This is a genomic window from Paenibacillus konkukensis (assembly GCF_023523925.1).
Lineage (GTDB): Bacteria > Bacillota > Bacilli > Paenibacillales > NBRC-103111 > Paenibacillus_S > Paenibacillus_S doosanensis.
In genome coordinates this window covers 1076748-1098719 of sequence record NZ_CP027059.1, presented here as the reverse complement: position 1 = coordinate 1098719, position 21972 = coordinate 1076748, and the positions used below count along the sequence as shown (strand labels likewise).

Here is a 21972-nt window from a genome sequence, read left to right as displayed (position 1 = left end):
ACCTATAAAAATGAATTCTCGCCCAATGAAAGCGGACTCTTTTCGTAATAAAGTATTAATAGATCATTAATCTATTGAAATCGGCCGTGCAGGATCGCCGATAACGAATTTTCAAAGCGTTTACATGATTTGCACGGCCCGTAGAGAAATTACTGAAACGATGTCAGAAACGAATAAGGGAGGATCTTGTCAAAAATGAAAAAAGCATTGAAGTCAACGCTGTTGATCGCTTCTACGGTCTCCATGATTGCCGGCTGTACCGCTTCTCCTGCCAACCCTGTGGAGGAGCCCAGCGCTACCAAAACGCCGGAATCTCCGGCTAACGAAATCTTCATCTACACGTCGTATCCGGCCTTTTATGCAAAGGAAGAAATTTTCGATAAGCAAATCGGGCAATATTTGAAGAAGAAGTTCCCAGACGTTACGATTAAGCATGTCCATTGGGATAAAGGAAGAGAATACAAGGATTTGATCGCCGCCGGAACGATTCCCGATATTATTATCGACAATGCGCGAATGAATTTGCAGCGTTATATTCTCAAAAACGATCTTCAGTACGACATGACCGATCTGATCAAAAAGTTCAACTTCGATACGAGCAAACTGAATCCTGCGGCGATGGCTCAAATGAAAAACGTGACGCCGGAAGGCAAAATTTACGGGTTGCCGTTCCAATTGAGCGATTTTGTTTTGTTCTATAACAAAGATATTTTCGATAAGTTCGGCGTCGATTATCCGAAGGACGGCATGACCTACGACGAGGTTTACGAGCTGGCGAAGAAGCTGACCCGCGTCGAAGGCGAGAAAACGTACAAAGGGTACCAGCAGCATCCCGGCTTGTACATGACCTATAATCAGCTGTCCCTGTCGCCGCTTAGCTTGACGGAGGATAAAGCGGAGCTCAATACCGAGGGCTGGAAACGGGAGGTCGACAATCTGCGACGCTTCTACGAAATTCCGGCCAACCAGTTTACTTCGGTCGACGATTTCCCGAAAGGCAATATGGCGATGAGCGTGCACGTGTCGGAAAAAATTATTCAATGGTATGAGCAGAACAAAAACTTGAATTTCGATATTGCGTCCATGCCGTCGTTCTCGGATCTTCCGAATACGAAAGCGCAGCCGAATATGTATGCGGCCTATATTACGAAGCAATCGACGAAAAAAGATTTGGCGTTCCAAATCTTGCAGTACCTGCTGTCGGAAGAGATGCAAATCGAATTTTCCAAGGAAGGGATTATCGGGCCGCTGGAAAGCCAGAAGGTTCAGGAAGCGTTCGGCAAAAACTTGCCGCAAATGCAGGGCAAGCATACGCAAGCGATCTTTGCCAGCAAAAACGCGATGCCTCCGGCTGCCCGCGCCAACGGCTTGACATATATTGACGTGCCGCTTCACAACGTGTTCTCGCCGCTCATTTTCGGCGAATCCAAGGATTCCGTGACTGCGCTGCGGATGATCGAGGAACAAACGACCAAAGGCATTTTAACGGAAAAGGCAGCCAATAAGTAATCATAGCGCAACCTCCAGCGGCACTCGAAAGGTGGAGCTGGAGGTTTGCTGTTGTTAACATTATCATACATAGGAGGAGAATTAGTAATGAAGCGTATAATAGCTTTGCTGATCGCGATTGTCATGACCATTTCCATCGCCGCTTGCGGTTCCCCGGCAGCGAACCAGGCGGATGGCGGAACGGCGCCGAAAGGCGCGGAGGCGTCCAGCACGCCGAAACCGTCTCCATCGCCATCCCCAACACCGACTCCATCGCCAACTCCGTCGCTAGCTCCAGCTACACCGGCTCCGACGGATACGCCGAAGGACGACGCGAAAGCCCCGGCGGACGGTGATAAGAGCGCACCGGAAGCATCGCCGAAACCGGCGGAGGGGAAAGCTCCGGCCGATGAGACCAAGCCGGCGCCGGAAGCGCCGAAGACGGATGCACAGCAGCCTGCGCAGGAGACAAAAGCCCCGGCCGACACATCCGGCGAAGCGCCGAAAGCCACTCCGGCACCTGCCGCACCTGCACCGGCAGCAGAGCAGAAAGAAGAAATTTCCGCCGCAGGCAAGAAGCTTGTAATGATCGGCAGGGAGAGAGCGCCGGAGGACGATTTTGTCGCCGACCGCTTATCGAAGCTGGGTTTCAAAGTAACGCGTGTAGTCGACAAGGAGTTTACGCTCGATGAAACGAAAGGCATGGATCTGATCTATTTCAGCCAAACGACGAACTCCAAAATTTTGAAGGAAGGCATCATGAAAGAGGTTGCGATTCCGACCGTGTATGTGAAAAACCACGGCATGTTCTACCTCGGCTTATCGTCCATTGAGGAGAATGCCAATGTACTCAATGTGAAATCGATCGATATCGTCGACAACGATCATAAGGTTGCCGGCGGGCTGTCAGGCTCCGTCGACATTTATAAAGAAACGAACAGCAAGATCGGCATCGGTTACGGCCTCCCGGGCAAAGAAGCGAAGATCATTGCAACCGCGCCGGGCGATAAAGAGAAGGCGGCTATTTACTATTACGACAAAGGCACCAAAGCCGATGACGGCTACGAGGTGAAAGCACGTGTTTCCTTCTTCTTTCTAAACAACGGATTGCAGGAAAATGCGACGGATGCTTGCTGGAAACTGCTCGATAATCTCGTTCTATGGACGCTGCAAAACGGCTGATTCCACATAGTAAAAGAAAGGTTGGGAATAGAGCATGAATAAAAAGCTTCAAGGCTCGATGCTCATCGCGCTATCTATCGGTCTTTTGGCCGGATGTACCGATAATCCGGCTATATCCGAAATTGCAACCAATGAAGGTAAAACGGATCAGAAATCACCCGATAACGAATTGCTGATTTACACGGTAAATCCGCCGTATTTTTCCAAGGAAGAAAATTTCGATAAGCAAATCGGGCAATTTTTGAAGAAGAAGTTTCCGGATATGACGATTAAGCATGTGCATTGGGATAAAGGAAGGGAATATAAAGATATGATCGCGGCCGGTACGATACCGGACCTGATTTTCGACAACACCCGTATGAATGTGCAGCGCTATATTTTTGACAACGATCTCCAATACGATATCGGGGACTTGATTAAAAAGTATAATTTTGACGTGACCAAACTGAATCCGGCGCTTGTCGCGCAAATGAAAAATTTGACGCCGGAAGGCAAGCTGTTCGGTTTGCCGTATAACAATAACGATTTCGTGTTGTTTTATAACAAAGATATATTCGATAAGTTCGGAGTGGATTATCCTACGGACGGGATGACCTACGACGAAATTTACGAGCTGGCCAAAAAGCTGACGCGTGTGGACGGAGAAATAACCTACAAAGGCTTTTCGCAAAATCCGGGGCATTACATGAACTATAACCAGCTCTCGCTGTCCCCGCTAAGCTTGACGGAAAATAAAGCCAGCTTGAATACGCCGGAATGGAAAACGGTCGTAGACAATTTGCGCAGATTTTACGATATCCCCGCTAACCAGTTCGATACCGTAGAGACCTTCGCTAGCAAGGGGAATATTGCGATGGCGGTAGCTACCGTGGATCATCTGGTTACTTACCATGAGCAAAACAAAAACTTGAACTTCGATATCGTCTCCGTTCCGTCGTTCAGCCAAGCGCCGAATACGCGCTATCAGCCGAACGTCTACTCGATGTATATAACGAAGCAATCGACGAAGAAGGATATGGCCTTCCAGGCTATGGCGGCGATCTTGTCGGAGGAGCATCAGGTCGATCTGGCCAAAGAGGGCGTGCTCGTACCGATGGAATCCCAAGCGGTGCAGGAGGCGTTCGGACAGAACCTGCCGCAGATGAGAGGCAAGAATATTAAAGCGATCTACAACGGCAAGACGGCGATGCCGCCTGCGGCACGGGCTAATGGTCTGTTATGGTATGACGTGCCGATGCAAAATGTATTCGCTCCGCTTATTTTCAAAGAATCCAAAGACTCCGTTACCGCATTGCGGATGATCGAGGAGCAGTCTACCAAAGGGATTGAAACGCTCAAGGCTTCCAAAGCCGAGGTCGACAAAGCGGCGGCAAAATAAAGGAACAGGTAACTAAAACAGCTTAGGGGCGCTTCTACCATGAAACGATTCGGATGGAGGAGCGCCTTTTTGCTTTGGCTGTATTGAGTCATTCCCGGGGCAATCCCGGAGCAAACCATTCAAGGGAGGAAGCTACCGATGCGCAATAGTGTGAAGTTGACGCTGCTTCTAGCTGCAGCGACCGTCTTGTTAGCGGGATGCGAATCCGCCCCGGCCATAGTTCAAGAAGGAAAGGACGAAGCGGCGTCGCCGGACAACGAATTGTTTATTTACACGGTATGGCCTGCGTTTTACGTCAAAGAAGACATATTCGAGAAGCAGATCGGTCAGTTTATCAAGAAGAAGTTTCCCGACATCCGAATCAAGCACGTTCACTGGGATAACCCCGGCAAACAATATCAGGATCTGATTGCGGCGGGCACGGTTCCCGACATTATTATGGACGACTCGCATTTGAATCTCAACCGCTATATTCTCGATAACGACCTTCAATACGACATGAGGGAGCTCATTAAGAAGTACAATTTCGACACAAGCAAGCTGAACGGCCCCTCGATGGACCGGATGCGGAATATTTCCCAGGACGGCGCTGTCTACGGTCTTCCTTTTTTGATCGGAGACTTTTTGCTCTTTTACAACAAAGACATTTTCGATAAATTCGGAGTCGATTATCCGCATAACGGAATGACGTACGACGAGGCTTACGAGAAGGCCAAGAAGCTGACCCGCGTCGAAGGGGAAATTACTTATAAAGGGTATTCGCAAAATCCCGGCCACTATATGAATTACAATCAGCTGTCGCTCCATCCGTTAAGCGCTACGGAAGACAAGGCAAGCCTGGTGTCGGACGGGTGGAAGAAACTGGTGGATAATTTGCGGAGGTTTTACGACATTCCCGCCAACCAATTCGATACGGTTGAAAAGTTTTCTCAAGGCAACATTGCGATGGCTGTCGCTTCTGCCGACCGGATCGTCAAATTTTACGAAGATAACAAGCAGTTGAATTTTGATATTTCCACGGTTCCCGTATTCGCCGATTTGCCAGAAACGAGGTACCAGCCGAATTTGATGTCGGCCTATATTACGAAGCAATCGCAGAAAAAAGATTTGGCGTTTCAGGTCATCTCCTTTCTCCTTAGCGAAGAAATGCAAATAGAGCTTGCCAAGGAAGGGAATGTGGTACCGGTGCAAACGCCGGCGGTACAGGCCGCTTTCGGAAAAAACTTGCCGCAAATGCAGGGCAAGCATATCGATTCGATTTTTTACGGCAAATATGCCGGCGCCACGCCTGCGCGCGCTCCGGGCCTAACCTATCATTTGGTAGCGACCCAGAACGTATTCGATCCGCTCATTTCCAAAGAGTCCAAAGATACGGTAACGGCGCTGCGCATGACGGAAGAGAAGGAGACGAAGGCGATTTTGACCGAAAAAGCCGCCAAGGAAGAGCTGAACAAAGCGGCACAAAAATAATAGAAGGAATAATGAACCTATAATGATGCTTCAAAGCCCCTATAATCTTTTGCCTAATTCGTATTATGTTTAAAGAGAAGAAAGGCCGCGGATGATGGATGATTCAAACGTCGGGAGAAAGGGGGTGGTAGCTCAAACTATTATGTTTTTGCCGATAAAATTCAGGAAGGCCACAGGCAGTCACACTAAATTTAGGAAGGTGCACTAAATGAAAAAACTGTTCTCTTCACTATTATGTTTCCTTCTCTTATCGCTGACGGTGATCCCGTTCGCTTTTGCGGCTGATACGGGGAGCTCCGCTCCGGTTAAGAGCGTAAACGATTTTAAAGATTTGAAGGATCAGCCTCAGGAGCTGAAAGACAAGCTGGATGAATTGATTCGCGAGGGCGTGTTCAGCGGATTGACCGACGATACGTTCGGCCTGGATGCCCAAATGGACCGTGCTCAGTTCGCCAAGGTGGCGACTATCATTTTCGCACTGCCTATGGATAAAACGCTTACAAAGTCTTCGTTCAACGACGTTAGCTCCGATCATTGGGCATTGACTTACGTAGAGGCGCTGAAGAAGGCCGGTTTGACCAACGGCTATGACGCAGAAGGCAAAACGTACAACCCGTCGGGTCCGGTATCTCGCCAGGAGCTGGCGGCGTTTCTAATCCGCGGCCTCGGACTGGACGATGCGGTGAAATCCGTTACTCCCGTGTCCGACAGCAGCGTGGACGGCTGGGCTCAAGGTTATGTGGCCCTTGCTCTGGATAAAAAGCTGCTGACGAACCTCGATAGCGGCAAGTTCGACGGAAGCGCTCCGGCTACGCGTAAAATGCTGGCGCTCGCAAGCTATGAGGCCAAAATGCTGTTTAACGATAAAGGAACGACTGCTCCGACAACTCCGACGACTCCTACGTCGCCAACGACGCCTGTAACGCCGACGGAGCCTGCGACAACGCCGCAGCCGGACACCAAACCGGCGGAACCGGATGCAAAACCGGATAAAGTGTCCGTCAAAGGGAAAAAAGTTATTATTACGAGCGATATGCAAGGAGTCAAATTGCGTACGGATGAGGAGGCAATCGTAAACCGCATGCAGTCGCTTGGCTTCGAGGTCACCCGTCTGTCCAGCACCAAGCTGACGGTGGACGCGGTACAAGGCTTTGATCTGATCGTTATCGGCTCGTCCACGAACTCCAAGTATGTCAAGAAAAAGCTGAAAGACGTTCCAATTCCGATCGTTTATAACAAGTCGATTTCGTTCGGCGACGCCGACTTCTCGACGGTTTCCGAAGGAACTTCCGTGCAGAAGCAAACGGCCTCTACCATCAAAGCCGAAGATCATCCGCTGGCTGCCGGTTTGAAGGGCGATGTGGACTTTTATTATGAGCCCGCGCCAGTTTCTTTCGGCATTCCGAGCAGCGACGGCATCGTCATTGCAAGCCTCAAAAGCGATCCGAGCAAAGCTATCGTTATCGGTTATGAAAAAGGCTCCAAAAATATTTTGGGCGAAGCGGTAGTGGCTCGCACTGTCATGTACGGTCCGGATGCCAGTCAAATGAAGGACAATGGGACAGATGAAGCGTGGAAGCTGTTTGATGCGTCCTGCTTATGGGCGGTCGGTGCGCTGTAATCGTCCATAGTTCTTTAAATATATCGTATGGAAGGGAAAACTCCTCTCGGGGTTTTCCCTTTTTCATTGAGAACGGCGTTATCGTATAAGGATGGAGTAAATAACCTATAAAGATGAATTAAATCCCCCAAAACACGACAGCGTTTTCATAGTAAGGTGTTGGTAACACGCATTGGGGGCTGGTCAACATGTCGAATAAGCTGATGCACAAGATTCTTCTAGCATTCGGGGTTTGGATGACAATGGCGGCGCTGACGGGATGCTCGCTGCTTCCTGTAGAAGAAGAGGAGCTTGCGCCTCCGCTCGTCGAGCCGGTGAAGGAGACGTTGAACGTTTTCGAAGCGAAGCGGGCCGCTATCGTCAAACAAATTAACGGGGTGGCGACCTTTGCCTCCGACAAGACAGACTACTTGTATTACAAGACAGCGGCGGGAAAGCTGTTATCGCTCAACGTCAAGCTGGGAGATAAAGTGAGCAGCGGGGATGTTGTCGCCGTGACGGATACGGGGGAGCTGGAAACGAAAATCCGCGTTCAGGAAATTGCCATCGAAAAAGCGAAAATTTCGCTGGTGCAGGAAATCGCCGATAAAGGAGCGGACGACCCTTCGGTTCAATTGAAGAAGCTCGACATGGAAAGCGCGCAAATCCAGTTGAATTCGCTGCAAAAGCAGCTGGAAAACTCCAAGCTCGTCGCATCGGTCGACGGTATCGTCACCTTCGTCGATTCGATCGAGCCCGGAGACGAAGTCGCAGCTTACAAACAAGTAGTTACGCTGGCCGATCCGAAGCAGATGAAGCTGATTTATACCGCTTCCAGCCAGAATGACCTGGCGGGCGTGGAAATCAACATGGACGTTACGGTGAAAATCAAGGACAAGACGTACCCGGGCAAAGTCGTGCAAACGCCGATGACCGCAGCTCCAAGCGATAACAAGGTGGTGCAGGATAAGAACAATAAATCCCTTGTCATTGATGTGCAAGGTTTGCCCGAAGATGTGACTATCGGCTCCCAGGCGGACATTACCATCGTCACCGAGAGCAGAGATCATGTGATCGTTATCCCGAGAGCAGGGCTGCGCAGTTATATGGGGCGGGATTATGTGCAGGTGCTTGACGGTGAAAGCCGCAAGGAAATCGATGTGGAGAAAGGGATTGTCGCTGCGACGGAGGTAGAGATCCGCAAGGGCGTAAGCGAGGGCCAAAAAATCATTTTGGCGAACTAGGAGGCTAAGACATTGGCGATTTTTACGATGATCCTGCGCAAAATGATCAATAATAAATGGCTGGAGCTTAGTCTGCTGTTCGGGCTGATTATATCTGTCGCACTGACAAGCAGCATGCCGATTTATACGAATGCGATTTTGCAGCGTCTCTTGATCCAGGAGCTTCAGCAGCTGCAAGCGGGCTTCGGCCAATATCCCGGCATTTACTGGCTATCGGCTCATCTGCCCGCGGAAGATAAGGAGAAAAGCGTCAAGCTGGCGAAATCGGACGCATTCTTCCAGACGATGGGAGGAAGGTTCGGCATTCCGGAGCAGTATTATGTTCGCGAGCGGGCCACACAGCGTTATAACGTGACTCCGGCGGAACCGGACAAGGTGGATACGACCCGGCAGCGGTCGGCCGATATTACGGCTATCGACGGATTGGAGCAGCATATCCGGCTTGTTGACGGGCGGCTTCCGGCTAAGGAACCGGTGAACGGAGTGTATGAAGCGCTCGTCGTCCCGGAGGCGCTGACGGAGCTGGGGATGGTGCTGGACACCGTGTTCGTCATTCGGGATGAGAGCAATCAGACGGAAGTTCGGATTAAACCGGTAGGAGTGTTGGACCGAAGCGATTACTCGGATGTATTTTGGTACAACATTCCAAGCAGCTACAAGAACAGCTTTATTATTGATTACGGCCTGTTTGAAAAAGACTTCACTGCAGGAGATAAGCTGCAGCTTCAATCCAGCTATTGGTATTGGGCGCTCGATTACACGAAGATGACGCTGCCGACGATCAATACGTTTATTGCCGCGCATTTTCAAATTGATAAGCATATGGATGAGTTGTATGAAAATCATAATTACAACGCTCCTGCATTGAAGACGCTCGGAGCGTACTATGTCAAAGAAGCGAATTTGAAAATCATGCTGTGGTCGCTCAACGTTCCTGTCGTACTGATGCTTGGATTTTACCTTTATATGGTAGCCAATTTGATCACGGAAAGGCAGAAGACGGAGATAGCCGTATTGCGGAGCCGTGGCGCGAGCCGCCTGCAAATTATTATGGGCTATGCGGTCGAGGGCTTGGTGCTTGGAATAGTCGCTTTTTTCGTCGGACCTTATGCCGGGATGTACTTGACCAAGATGCTGGGAGCATCCAGCGGATTTCTGGAATTCGTGCAGCGCGCCAAGCTGGACGTATCGCTGAACAGGGAGGCGTTTCTGTATGCATTGATCGCCGTAGGCAGCTCCCTTGTCATGACGCTCATTCCCGTCCTGCTGGCCACGAAAATGACGATCGTCGGGCATAAGCAGCAGTCCGCAAGGCAGAAAAAAAGCTCGTTCTGGCATACGTACTATATCGACGTAATTGTCATTGGAATTGCTCTGTACGGCTTGTATAACTACAAGAGCCGTATCAAGGACCTGCTCTCGCTCGGCTTGAAATCCGGAGATTTGCGGGTCGATCCGCTGCTGTTTCTTATTCCCGCGCTGTTCATTCTGGGGATGGGGCTGCTCGTGCTTCGGCTGTACCCGTGGATGATGCGTCTGATTTACAGCTCGGGCCGCAGATGGTGGTCTCCGTCGATGTATTTTACGCTGCTGCAGGTTAGCCGTTCCTCGACTCAGTATCAATATATTATGGTGTTTCTGATCATTACGATCGCTACGGGACTGTTCAGTGCCAGCGCAACGCGAACGATTAACAAAAATACGACGGACAAGATCCGCTATGCGGCCGGAGCCGATATTACGATGCAAATCCGCTGGGAGAACGACGCGCCTCCGGCTATTCTTACCGGCCTGCTCAGCGAGGAGGGAGACGAATCGGCGGAAGACGATGCGGAAGCAGCAACGCCGCACAAGACGCAGTACACCGAGCCTTCGTTTCTGCCGTTCACGCAGCTGCCTGGGGTAGAGCATGCCGCGAAGGTGTTTATTAGGAAAGACGCGTCCTTTGCCAAAGGGAAGACGCAGGATACGGTTGAACTGATGGGCATTGAGACCAAGGATTTCGGGCAAACCGCCTGGCTGCGGTCGGGGCTGCTGGATCATCATTTCTACGACTATTTGAACCTGATTGCCGCCAAACCGTCCTCCGTGCTGATTTCCCGATCCATGGCTGAAGATTACGGCGTTAAGACGGGGGATACGATTACCGTCGGCTGGTCGGGTGTTGAAGGAGCCCAGTTCACCGTTTACGGAATTATCGATTATTGGCCTTCTTGGAATCCTAACCCTGGAGCGAACGACACGGTGACGGTAACCTCCAAAGCGGGAACGACAACCAAAGTGAAAAAGCCGATGCTCATCGTCGGCCATCTGTCATACATTCAAAATAATTTGGCATTGGAGCCTTATGAAGTTTGGCTGAAGCTTCAAGAAGGAGCCGGCAGCCAGGCGGTGTACAAGGCGGTTTCCGACCACGGCTACGAGATCGAATCGCTTCGCGATGCCAAGCAGGAGCAGATCAAGGCGATTAAAGACCCGTTCCAAATGGCGATCAACGGCGTGATGACGCTCGGCTTCCTTATTTCCGTTTTCATTTGCTTTTTCGGTTTTTTGCTGTACTGGATTTTATCGCTGCGTGCCCGAACGCTGCAATTCGGGATATTAAGGGCTATGGGCATTTCTTTTTTTCAGCTGCTGGTCATTTTGATCGGCGAGCAGGTATTGATATCCGGAGCGGCGATCGGAATCGGTGTTATGACAGGGGGCATCGCGAGCCAGCTGTTCGTGCCATTGTTTGAAATGTCGTTCGATCCGAAGACGCAGGTGCCGCCGTTTAAGGTAACGTTCGATCCGCACGATCAAGTGCGTCTGTACTGGATTGTTACCGTTATGATTGCCGTCGCGCTAATGATTCTGGCGCATATCGTTTCGAGAATCCGCATTCATCAGGCTGTCAAGCTTGGAGAGGATTAAATGAACAAATTATATGGAGAAGGAGCATTCGGATGATGAGCATGATCACTAAAAATCAAAAGTTAATACCCGATACGTTAATGTTGGAGGAGCGGGCAGGCCACGTGCTTCATGCCATTATCGGCATGTCGGATGAGGACCATCAGCATATCCCGTTCTTTGCCGCCAATTTATTGGAGCAGCCGGCTTATTTGACTCATGGGGATTGGGACTACGGCTCCAGCCACGGCCGTCTGATCGATGCCCTGGTCTTGGCCAGGCATATGTCGGGAGAGGAGAGGGGACTGGATATCGAAGCCAAGTACCGCGAGAACTTCCTCGGTTTTTTCAAGGACGACGGACTGAGCTACCGGATGAAAAATCCGAAAGCGCCATGGGAGCCGACCGCCAACTTAATCGATCAGCGAGCGGTTATTCTCGCGTTGACTTCTTGGTATATGTCGACGGGAGACCGCAAAATTAAAAGCGTGGCCGACAAGCATGTCGCCGCATTGAAGCGGATCGCGGTCAAGGAACGGGATGTATGGTATTACCCTGCTTCGGAATATACCGTGAACGGCTGGCCGTCCAACAATGCCGTGCAGCTGCGGCTTGCCCCGGACCCCGCCGCATTCTGCGGGCGCTTGATTATGCCGCTGCTGAAGTACCATGAGCTGACCGGCAATACGGATGCTTTTGAGCTATGCCAATATTTTGCGGCATTGATCGTACAGCGCAGCGGGGTGTTTAACCCGGACGGCAGCTTTAACGATGCGCTTGCTTACCGCAGCGGCCATTTCCATACGCGCATTGGGACGCTTGACGCCTTGGCCCGCTTTGCTTGGTTTACTCGCGATGCTTCGCTCACGCATTTCGTCAAAAAGAGCTATGACTGGGCGCTTACATGGAGCACGGCGTTCGGCTGGACGCCGGGAGATATGCACGATCAGGCTTTTGAGCATGAAACCTGCTCTCTGGTCGACCTCATCTCGACAGGGATTATGCTGGCGCAAAGCGGATATACCGAATATTGGGCGGTCGTCGAGCGGTTTCTGCGCAACCATCTGACGGAATCGCAGCTGCTCGACCTGGATTGGGTCGTCAGCCTCGATCATAAAGATGCGGACGACGTCGGTCTCAAATCGTTCTATAACGTGGCCGAGCGGGCGCGGGGCGCCTTCGCCGGTTATTCCGCTCCGAACGACTTCTGCTGCGACAAGCACGGAGGGAGGGGCCACACAAGCGATCTCCAAACCTGCTGCATCGGCTCGGGTACCCGCGGGCTGTTCATGGGCTGGAGCAATACTATGACTGAAAACAACGGCACGGTCAGCGTGAACTTCCTGCTCAACAGAGGATCGCGCTGGCTGGATGTGAGCAGCCATCTGCCGCATGAAGGCAAAGTCGTGCTGGACATCCATCAGAACATACCTAAGCTTCTGCTGCGCATTCCGGATTGGGCGGGATACGCCAAAGTAATGATTCAAAGAGAATTGGACGGTACTGCGCACACGCAATCCGGCAGCGACCCGAGCATGTGGGTGAAGCAGCGTTTTCTTGATTTGGGCGAGACGCGTAAAGGCGAAACGATAACGGTAACGTTCCCGGTCAGCAAGCGGCAAACTGTCGAAAAAGCGATGGGAGAAGAATTCGTTACTCAGTGGCGCGGTGACGATGTCGTTCATTTAAGCCCGGAAGGAACGCATCATCCGTTCTACAATCATCGGCAAATCTTCGATAAAGCTCCGATGAAGATGGGCCAATACCGTAGACTTGAGCAGGAATATTACTGGTAAACCGGCGGTTGGTTTTCGGCTGCCGTTCCGTTCGGGGCGGCAGCCGGTCCCTTGGCTCAGAAAGAAAAATATACCTATAAACATGCAAGAAACAGCCTATAACGAACTTATGGTTTCATACTATTTTATATACAAGACAAATGTTGACATATGAAATTACTATGAAAAGAAGGTGCGAAATGAAAAAGAAAACGCAAAAGAAAAAGTTTGTATCAGCTATCGTATCGTTATCCCTACTATCCATGTCCATGATGTCGGTGGTCGTTTATGCCGATACGAATGCGGCGGCAAATGCTGAGGTAGAGACTGTAAATAGTGAAACCGACGCTGAGGCTGCCCCAGCAGTTGAGAGAGAGGCCGAAGCTGGAGCTCAGGACGTGACAGCTACTGCGATCGGGACGGAAAATTTGGCGGATCAATACAACGATTTGAAAGCGCTGCCCGATGAGTTGAAGAACAGGTTCAACTTCTTCCTGGCCAAGGGTGTGCTGCAAGCGGAAGCTGAAGACGATTTCGGCATCGATCAAATGATTACTCGCAGCGAGTTCGTAAGAGTAAGCGAGACGATTTTTGCCAGCGAGGATGATGAAGCGCTTACAAATAAATTCCGGACCGAATTTGAAAAGCTGGGCTTGATTACGAGCGACGGTATGGTGGTCGACGGAGACAGCAACATTTCCCGGCAGGATTTCGCCAAATATTTGATTTACGGTATCGGCAAAGCGGATGAAGCAAGGAAAGTGACGCCGATTACGGACGCAAGCCCTTCCAATTTGGACAAGGTTTCCAATACGTTAGCGCGGTTCGTTACGATGGCGCTGCAATTGAACATTATGCAAAATCAGGATGACGGACATTTCTACGGCGACCGGATGGTGACGCGAAGAATGCTCGTGGAGTCGGCTTATGAAGCGAAGCGGGTTTACGAAGAGCTCACTATGATCGAAGAGGGTAAAATTTCCGTTACTGAAGCGAAGCCGACCGGTGCGAGAAAAGTAACGGTGGCCTTCGACAAAGCCGTTGATTCGACCAAATCGTCAAGAGCGGTATTAACCGTGAAAAAGGACGGAGTCGAGTGGCCTGGAACATTAGCTTGGTCGGAAGATAAAAAATCCGCTACGATCACATTGGAATCCAAGCTGCGGAAAGGAAGCTACACGGTTGAATTGTCCGGACTCGACGATGACAGCGTAGAAACGAAAACGGCCGAATTTACTGCGGAGGATGAACGTGCGGAAAAGCTGGAGTTCGTAAACTCGTCGGACCAGCTGCCTCGTTCCAAAGTTATCGTCGACTTTAGGCAGCTGAACCAGTATGGAGAGCAAACCGAAGCGGCCGCCGGTATGTTCGATGTGTATGCCTCGAGAATATCGGTTAGCAACGTTCCCCGCGAGCAGGCGTTCAAGCTGGATTTATCGGAAGAAAAACGCGGCAGCAGCATTATGGTATCGATCTATGACAGAACGAATGATTTGCGGGTGAATAAGTCGTTCGTTATCGGAGATTTTGCAATCGTATCGAAAATTAAACTAGGCAAGCTTGCCATTCACGGCAGCAAACAATATTTGCAGCCGGGCAATAAAGCCTACTTATCGTTCACGGCGTACGATCAATACGGCTACCGGATGGACAATCTGGAGGATTTGGAAACCGGCATTTACAAGCGTGTCGAGGGAGAATCTTTGTTCTCTAATATGAAGGACAACACGTTTGAGGATTACGATAACGACGGGTATCCCGAGCTCGTACTGGAAACCTACTCCGATTTCAAGCACGATACGTCATCTGTTCTTCATCTGATGTCCATGGGGTCGGGGGAAGACGCGAGTTTGCGAATTAGTGTGGTGACGCCGAAGGTTCCAGCGAGCGTGGAAGTGAAGGAGCCGTCCGGCGTCATTGCGGAGGGGGATAAGAACCTATCGCTTGAATTAATTGTGCGCGATGCCGAAGGATACGTATTCAGCACGCAAGAAAAGCTGGACTTATATAAGTCCGGAGAGCTTCAGGTAAGAAGCACGGGAGGCATTAAGCTCCCTTCCTCCAGCGATGGTGGAGCCGTTAACAGTGGGGGCAATATAGCGATATTGGAAGCTACAGGTTCAGGTAAAGCTTCGATTGAGGCCTCCTTGAGGGACAGCGGTCAAAAAACCGTCCGCGATTTGGATGTGAAAGACGAACGAGTACCTGTCACGCTGGAGAGGCTCGATTTTGATCAAACGCATGTGTATAGGCTGATTCCTGAAGCCAATAAAGGTTTTACTTTTAAATTTAATATTAAAGATCAATACGACGAGGTATTTACTCCAACAAGCAACGAATATCAGATGGAATACGAGCTTAAACGGATCGGCGGCGATGAAGGTGCATATACCGGTAAAGCGACCGGTGGCGGCAAGCAGGCAATCAACGATGCAAATCCGGTTATAAGGCAGTTAGCGAAGGATGCGGCCGGCAAAGGAGTCGAAGTGACGCCAGCAACCAAAAAACTGGGAAGCTACTCCTTAACGGCAAGATTGGTCAAAGCGAAGCAGGATTCTAAGGAAACCGATCCGACGAAGTGGCCGATTGCCGCTGAAATAAGCTCGATGACGGCGAGGACGCAGAGCTTTACCTGGGCCGAGCTCAACAGCAAGGACAGGGAGCTTAATTACTACGCGGAGATGGATTCAAGTTATTTTGCAGTCGGTAAATTCTTAATCGATCAAGGTATCATTCAGAGATCGAATAAGGAAAAAAAGATAGCCATCGAAAGCGATGCCAAATACATTTTAGCTAACAAGAGCAATTTAGTGAAAGATTTTAAAAATATAGTAGCAAAGGATAAGGATGGATTTGATATTTCGATTCCGACTCCAAAAATAACGAGTGTGGTTTTTTCCACTCCGAATATTGTCTCCGTGGATAATCCGAGCGACCCTAAGAAAATTGTTGCACTGAATCCGGGCAGCACGACCGCGCTTATCGGATTCACTACTCCTAACGGTACCAAGACAGTCCAGATGAATTTAACCGTGTTTGCTTCTGATTTGAAATTTAGCGAACTCAAATATAGCGGGGCAAAAACAATATCGCCTTCGGATATCAACGATTATTATATTTGGGATACTAAGTTTAGTAACCTGCAAGTAAAAGATGACCTTAATAATACATTTACAAATACAGCAGATAAATCCCAGAATAAAAATTCGGAGATGGCGACACCATTTTTAGACTTATTCGGCGTCAGTATCACGCTTGCTGACGTGACTTATAAAGCGGGCACGAAGGAAGAGGACAAGGATACCTTGTACATGACCGATGATTACAAGCTTGTCTTTAAGCCGAAGAGCGGCCAATATTCTATGGACAAAGTGAATTTGCAAGGCTTCACAATCAAGGCCGTAGGGCCCGACCAAAAGGAAAAGAATGTGGTCGTTACTTTGAAATAATCCAGCGTTTCTTCTTCCGGTTTTCTCCTCCTTTTAAATAGACCTGGCCTCCGTCTTAAATATGGCGGAGGCAATTTTTTTGCTGATATAAGGCTGAGCGCAATCCGCCTATAATCAAGATCGGATTTACTAATTCTTTGCATCGAGTAGCTTTGTATACTTACAGTAGAATGGAGGGAATGCATTGTGGCGAGAAAAAGATATGTCATATGCGGGGTAAGCACGAGAGCGAACGGAATGTTCATCCGTTCCATGCTGGAGACGTTCCAGCCCTACTGCGAAATTGTCGGGCTGCTCGACGCCGATCCGGGCAGGTTCGCCAATTGCTTCCGCAAGTTTCCCGCATTGAACGGACTGCCCGTCTACGCTCCGGAGCAATTCGAGCGAATGATTGAGGAGACGAAGCCGGATGTCGTCATCGTAGCCGGAGCTGATCACACCCATGCCGAGTATATCGTCAAGGGTCTGGAGCATCACTTGGACGTTATTTCGGAGAAGCCGATGGTTACGACCAGCAGTGACTGTCGTAGGGTGTTGGAGGCGCAAAACGGCAGTAGAGGAACGCTCTACGTCGCCTTTAACTATCGCTATGCTCCGATCCATACGAGAATAAAAGAGCTGGTGCTTGAGGGGAAAGTGGGGAAGGTAACCTCCGTCGATCTGAACTGGTATTTGGATACGTATCACGGGGCGAGCTATTTCAAACGGTGGAATCGCAAAAGACAAAATTCCGGAGGCTTGTCCATACATAAAAGCACGCATCATATCGACCTTGTCAACTGGTGGATCGATCAAAAGCCGCTGGAGGCGTTTGCGTACGGCGCCCTTCATTATTTCGGACCGGAAGGCGAGCTGAATCCGGCCAGGGAAGACGGCAGATATTGCGGCACCTGTCAAGTGAAGCAGCGCTGTCAATATTTTATGCGATGGTCTACCCGCAGCAAAGAAGTGGTTCCGGAGGACGATCATCTGACGCAGCTGGACGTGAAACCGGGAGCTTATACCGGCTACCGGGCTGACGGCTGCATTTTCGATTCCGAGATCGACATTGAAGATACCTATACTGCGGTAGTCAAATACGACAAAGGAGCGATGCTGAGTTATTCGGTTAATTTCTCCCTGCCGTATGAAGGCTACCGATTGGCTATTAACGGCACCAAAGGCCGCATTGAAACGCAGGAAGTTCTCTCCAAGCGCGCCGGTTATCCGGTGCCGGAGCAGACGATTGAGTACTACCCTCTGTTCGGAGGAAAAGAGACGATTCATGTCGTCCCGCGTCCCGGAGGCCACGGGGGAGGAGATCCGCTGCTCCTGGAGGATTTGTTCCTTGGCGCCGATCCGCTAAGAACGTATCCGATTATGGCGGGAGCGGAGGCGGGGGCGTACTCGGTGTTGACCGGCGAGGCGATATGGAAGTCGGCTCAAACCGGGCAGCCCGTTCGGATAACGGAGCTGCTGGCCGGAAAGACAGTGGCCGGGGCGACCGGAGCTCATTAACGGAAGAAGGAGAGATAACGATAGTGTACGATAAATTTGAAAATGTGGGCATCGCCCACTTCGATGTGAAAAGCCAGCTGCCACGGTGGGTATACGAGGCGGCTATGCGGGCAGCCAAGCGTGGAGAGGAAGCGCGTCTTGCGATCAAAGACCGTCAGACGCTGGAGCAGAGACAACTGCAGATCCGCGAAGGGCTGGAGAGATGTATCGGGGGCATGCCCGCCTCCGATACGCCGTTGAATGCCAAGGTGACAGGCACTGTGGAAGGCAGCGGATTCCGCGTGGACAAAGTGATTTTTGAACCGAGACCGGAAGTATACGCAACTGCGAATGTATATATACCCGATGGGATTACGGAACGAAGAGGGGCTGTGCTGCTGCTGTGCGGACATAGGGAACAGGCGAAGCATTGCGACGAATATCAGACGGTATGCCATTATCTGGTCCACGCCGGACTCGTCGTGATGGCTCTGGACCCGGTGGGACAGGGAGAACGGTTCGGGTACTATGATCCGCAGACGGACCAGGCTCCGATGACCAGCGTGACGGAGCATGAAAATGTCGGCCGCCAGTGTATGCCGCTCGGCGATAGTCTGGCCCGTTATATGCTGCACGACGCCATGCGCGCCGTCGATTATTTGAGTGTTCGCCCCGAGGTTGACCCGCAGCGGATCGGGGTTACAGGCCATTCCGGGGGCGGCACCCAAACCTCGCTGCTTATGATGTACGATACGCGTATTGCAGCCGCAGCGCCGGGCGGTTTTATTATGAACCGTCCTTACTTTTTGCTGACGGGCAAGGCGCAGGATGCGGAGCAGAAGTGGCCGGGTTTCTCCGCTTACGGCTTCGATCACGAAGATATTGTGCTGGCGATGGCTCCCCGTCCCGTAATGATTCTTGCCACTACCTACGATTCGGTGCCTATCGAAGCGCCTCGTCATACGGTCGGGGTCAACCGCCGCTTTTGGGATATGTTCGGCCGAGGCGAAGATCTGCAGCTATTCGAGGATGAGAATGTGCACCGGTTCACGGTGCCTCTGGCTAAGGCGGCGGCAGCCTTTTTCTCCAACTATTTGAATGGCAGTGCCGTAACTCCGTCCGAGGAGCAAATTGAGCTGATACCGAGTGAACAGCTTCTGTGCACAAAGAGCGGTCAGGTCATCGGAGAGCTTGCAGGAGCGAAAAGCGTCTTTGCGGAAAATGTGGATAGATTAGCTTTATTTGAAGGAAAGCGGGCAGCGCTTGGCGAGGAAGAACGGAAAAGTCGGGCTATGGCTTGGCTGAAACGGACGGTGTTCTATAACAGGCAGTTGTGCGATCTGAATCCTCGCCCTTCCGGCGGAGGGGAAGTAGGTCAGCTATGGGTGCTTCGTTCGATATGGTGGAGTCAGCCTGGGCTGCTTAATCATGCGCTGCAGTTTTATGATTCCAGGCTTCACGGTCAGAAGCTGCCGGTGACGATTGCCGTGTGGGACGGCGGGTCCAGTCAGCTGGAGGCCCATGCCCAATGGATTGAAGAGACATGTGCGGCTGGCCGAATTGCGTTCGTTCTGAATCCGACCGGAATCGGCCCGCTGCTCCCGCACCTCAACTCGCCGACGGATCGGCCGTTCAAACGGTTTGGCATTATCGACCGGCATACCGATGAAATGATGTGGCTCGGCGACAGCATGGCCGCCGTGCGCACCTATGATGTTCTGCGAGCCGTTCAGCTGGCGTTCTCTCTCAAAAATATTGACCCGAGCGACATCCGACTGTACGGTCATGGGAAATACGGCATGTATGCAGCGCTGGCGGCTTTGCTGGACCCACGAGCAGCATCGGTTCGAATGGACGAATGCATGAACAGCATAGCCGATTGGATCAGGGAACCGTTCTATGACGAAACGGATTCGCTCAGCTTCATTATGCCGGGAATGCTTCGTTATTTGGATTTGCCGGATGCACGGCAATGGCTCGACCGCGACGGGCGGCTGGAGGGAACTGGAAGTCCGGTTGATCGGCTCGGCGCGAACAGCCATTCGGCAAGCTAAACAAGAGGAGGAAGGTAACTATGACAACGATAGCCGCAATTTATACAGGGCAAGGATTGGCAGAAAGAATTCAGCCGTTGTTTCGCGAAGAGCTTCCCGGCTGCCGTCTGGTGACGCTGCTGGACGATAGCCTCATCGCCGAAGTCATTCGGGAAGGACGGGTAACGCCGGGAGTAACCCGCAGGCTGTTCCAATATTACAGGCATGCCGAGGAGCTCGGAGCCGACGTCATTTTCAATACCTGCTCGTCCGTCGGCGAAGTGGCCGATTGGGCGAAGCCGATGATCGGTGTGCCTATTGTGAAAATTGACGAAGCGATGGCGCAGCAAGCTGTGCAGGGCTTCGATCGAATCGGAGTGCTGGCTACGCTGCCCACTACGTTGGAGCCGACTCGCAGGCTGCTGCAAAAGGAAGCGGAATTGAAGGGCAGCAGTGTAAATATTGCCGATGCTCTGGCAGAGGGAGCGTATCAGGCGTTAACGTCGGGGCAGCCGGAGGAGCATGACCGCCTCATTCTGGAAGCGGCCAAGAAAGCGGCGGAGCAAGCGGATGTGCTCGTATTGGCGCAAGGCTCCATGATCCGGATGGAAGAAGCACTGCGGCAGGCGACCGGCCTCCCCGTGTATTCCAGCCCTCGCCTCGGCATTATCGCCGTCAGGGAACAGCTAGAGCGGATGGGCAAGGTGAACGCGCGATGAGCAGCCCGATTGTCGCTACTTATTTGCTGGAAACGGCCTTCTCATTGGAGCAGGCTGCGGAGATTATCGTCAGCGAGCAGTCCACAGGGACTTTCATGCCGATTGCGGGTGAGACGGAAAGCTTGAAGGAACGGCACCGGGCGCGTATTTTGTCCATTCAGCCGCTGGAGAGCTCGCCGTTTCCGTCTCTTCCGGGAGCCAAGATTCCTTCGGGAAGCAAAGGAGAATATAAGAGGGGCATCGTCCAAATCGCCTTTCCTTATGAAAATATCGGCCCCTCCATTCCTAACGTGTTGGCTACAGTGGCAGGGAACTTGTTCGAGCTGGAAGAACTATCCGGCATACGGCTAATCGATCTCGAACTTCCGGAAGCTTTCAGCGAGCGGTATGAAGGGCCGCGCTACGGGATCGGCGGGACAAGAGAAATGACCGGCGTCTACGGCAGGCCGATTATCGGAACGATCATTAAGCCGAATGTCGGCCTGCCTACTGAGCAGCTGCGTCTGATCGTCCGCGAATTGGCCTCGGCCGGAATCGATTTTATCAAAGACGACGAGGTACACGGAAACCCTCCTTATGCCCCATTGGAGGAACGCGTCAAGACCGCGATGGAAGAAATCGAGAGAGCGGCTGACCGGACCGGTAAAAAGACGATGTACGCCTTCAACATTACGGACGATATCGAGCCGATGCTGCGCCATCTGGAAACGGTGCAGCGTCATGGCGGCAACTGCGTAATGGTAAGTATTAACAGCATCGGGTTGGCCGGCGTGGCGCATCTGCGCAAACATGCGCAGGTCTGTATACACGGTCACCGCAATCAATGGGGAATGATGTCGAGATATCCTTATCTCGGCATGTCATTCGCCGCCTATCAGAAGCTGTGCCGTCTGAGCGGAGTCGATCATTTGCATGTGAATGGGCTGAACAATAAATTTTATGAAGATAACGCTTCGGTCATTGACGGAGTCCGCGGTTGCCTGACACCGATTCGCGACGAGTCGGACAGAGTACTTCCGGTGCTTTCCTCGAAGCAATGGGCCGGATCGGCTCCGCAAACATACCGCGAGCTGCAGACGGTCGATGTAATGAACATCGCCGGAGGCGGCATTCACGGTCATCCCGGAGGCTTCGGCGCCGGCTTCCGCAGCTTCGTGCAGGGCTGGGAAGCGGCGCTCGCGGGCGTACCGCTGGAGGAATATGCCGCCGGTCGTCCAGAGCTGCGGCAGGCGCTCGATTTGCTGGGGTAAACCCGAAGCGGGAAGG

13 protein-coding genes are annotated in these 21972 nt (G+C 51.5%); all 13 read left to right on the top strand.

What is annotated here, in order from left to right:
• Positions 1–195 precede the first annotated feature (195 nt).
• The 13 genes from SK3146_RS04790 (at position 196) to SK3146_RS04730 (ending at position 21956) form a co-directional block, all read left to right on the top strand.
• Positions 196–1509: an ABC transporter substrate-binding protein gene (locus tag SK3146_RS04790; protein WP_249864002.1), complete on the top strand. Its 1314-nt coding sequence runs from the start codon at positions 196–198 to the stop codon at positions 1507–1509.
• 87 nt (positions 1510–1596) lie between these two features.
• Positions 1597–2670 (top strand): hypothetical protein, encoded by a 1074-nt coding sequence (locus tag SK3146_RS04785; protein WP_249864001.1) that lies wholly within the window; start codon positions 1597–1599, stop codon positions 2668–2670.
• Between the two features lie 34 nt (positions 2671–2704).
• The gene (locus SK3146_RS04780; protein WP_249864000.1) at positions 2705–4048 is read left to right on the top strand and encodes an ABC transporter substrate-binding protein; all 1344 of its coding nucleotides are present in this window, start codon (positions 2705–2707) and stop codon (positions 4046–4048) included.
• Between the two features lie 138 nt (positions 4049–4186).
• On the top strand, positions 4187–5518 hold the full coding sequence (locus SK3146_RS04775) for an ABC transporter substrate-binding protein (RefSeq protein WP_249863999.1): 1332 nt from the start codon (positions 4187–4189) through the stop codon (positions 5516–5518).
• Positions 5519–5726: 208 nt separating this feature from the next.
• On the top strand, positions 5727–7139 hold the full coding sequence (locus tag SK3146_RS04770; RefSeq protein ID WP_249863998.1) for an S-layer homology domain-containing protein: 1413 nt from the start codon (positions 5727–5729) through the stop codon (positions 7137–7139).
• 188 nt (positions 7140–7327) lie between these two features.
• On the top strand, positions 7328–8362 hold the full coding sequence (locus SK3146_RS04765; protein WP_249863997.1) for an efflux RND transporter periplasmic adaptor subunit: 1035 nt from the start codon (positions 7328–7330) through the stop codon (positions 8360–8362).
• Between the two features lie 12 nt (positions 8363–8374).
• Entirely contained in the window at positions 8375–11275 is a 2901-nt protein-coding gene (locus SK3146_RS04760) for an ABC transporter permease (RefSeq protein WP_249863996.1), read from the top strand.
• 41 nt (positions 11276–11316) lie between these two features.
• Complete coding sequence (locus SK3146_RS04755) at positions 11317–13050, top strand: glycoside hydrolase family 127 protein (RefSeq protein WP_249863995.1); 1734 nt, start codon at positions 11317–11319, stop codon at positions 13048–13050.
• A 377-nt stretch (positions 13051–13427) separates the two neighbouring features.
• Positions 13428–16478 carry a hypothetical protein gene (locus SK3146_RS04750; protein WP_249863994.1) on the top strand — a complete coding sequence of 1017 codons (3051 nt, stop codon included), beginning with the start codon at positions 13428–13430 and terminating at the stop codon, positions 16476–16478.
• A gap of 186 nt (positions 16479–16664) precedes the next feature.
• Complete coding sequence (locus SK3146_RS04745; protein WP_249863993.1) at positions 16665–17975, top strand: Gfo/Idh/MocA family protein; 1311 nt, start codon at positions 16665–16667, stop codon at positions 17973–17975.
• Positions 17976–17998: 23 nt separating this feature from the next.
• Complete coding sequence (locus SK3146_RS04740; protein ID WP_249863992.1) at positions 17999–20008, top strand: alpha/beta hydrolase family protein; 2010 nt, start codon at positions 17999–18001, stop codon at positions 20006–20008.
• A 20-nt stretch (positions 20009–20028) separates the two neighbouring features.
• Positions 20029–20706 carry an aspartate/glutamate racemase family protein gene (locus SK3146_RS04735; RefSeq protein ID WP_249863991.1) on the top strand — a complete coding sequence of 226 codons (678 nt, stop codon included), beginning with the start codon at positions 20029–20031 and terminating at the stop codon, positions 20704–20706.
• Entirely contained in the window at positions 20703–21956 is a 1254-nt protein-coding gene (locus SK3146_RS04730) for a ribulose-bisphosphate carboxylase large subunit family protein (protein ID WP_249863990.1), read from the top strand. Before SK3146_RS04735 ends, SK3146_RS04730 begins: the two co-directional genes overlap by 4 nt.
• Positions 21957–21972 lie beyond the last annotated feature (16 nt).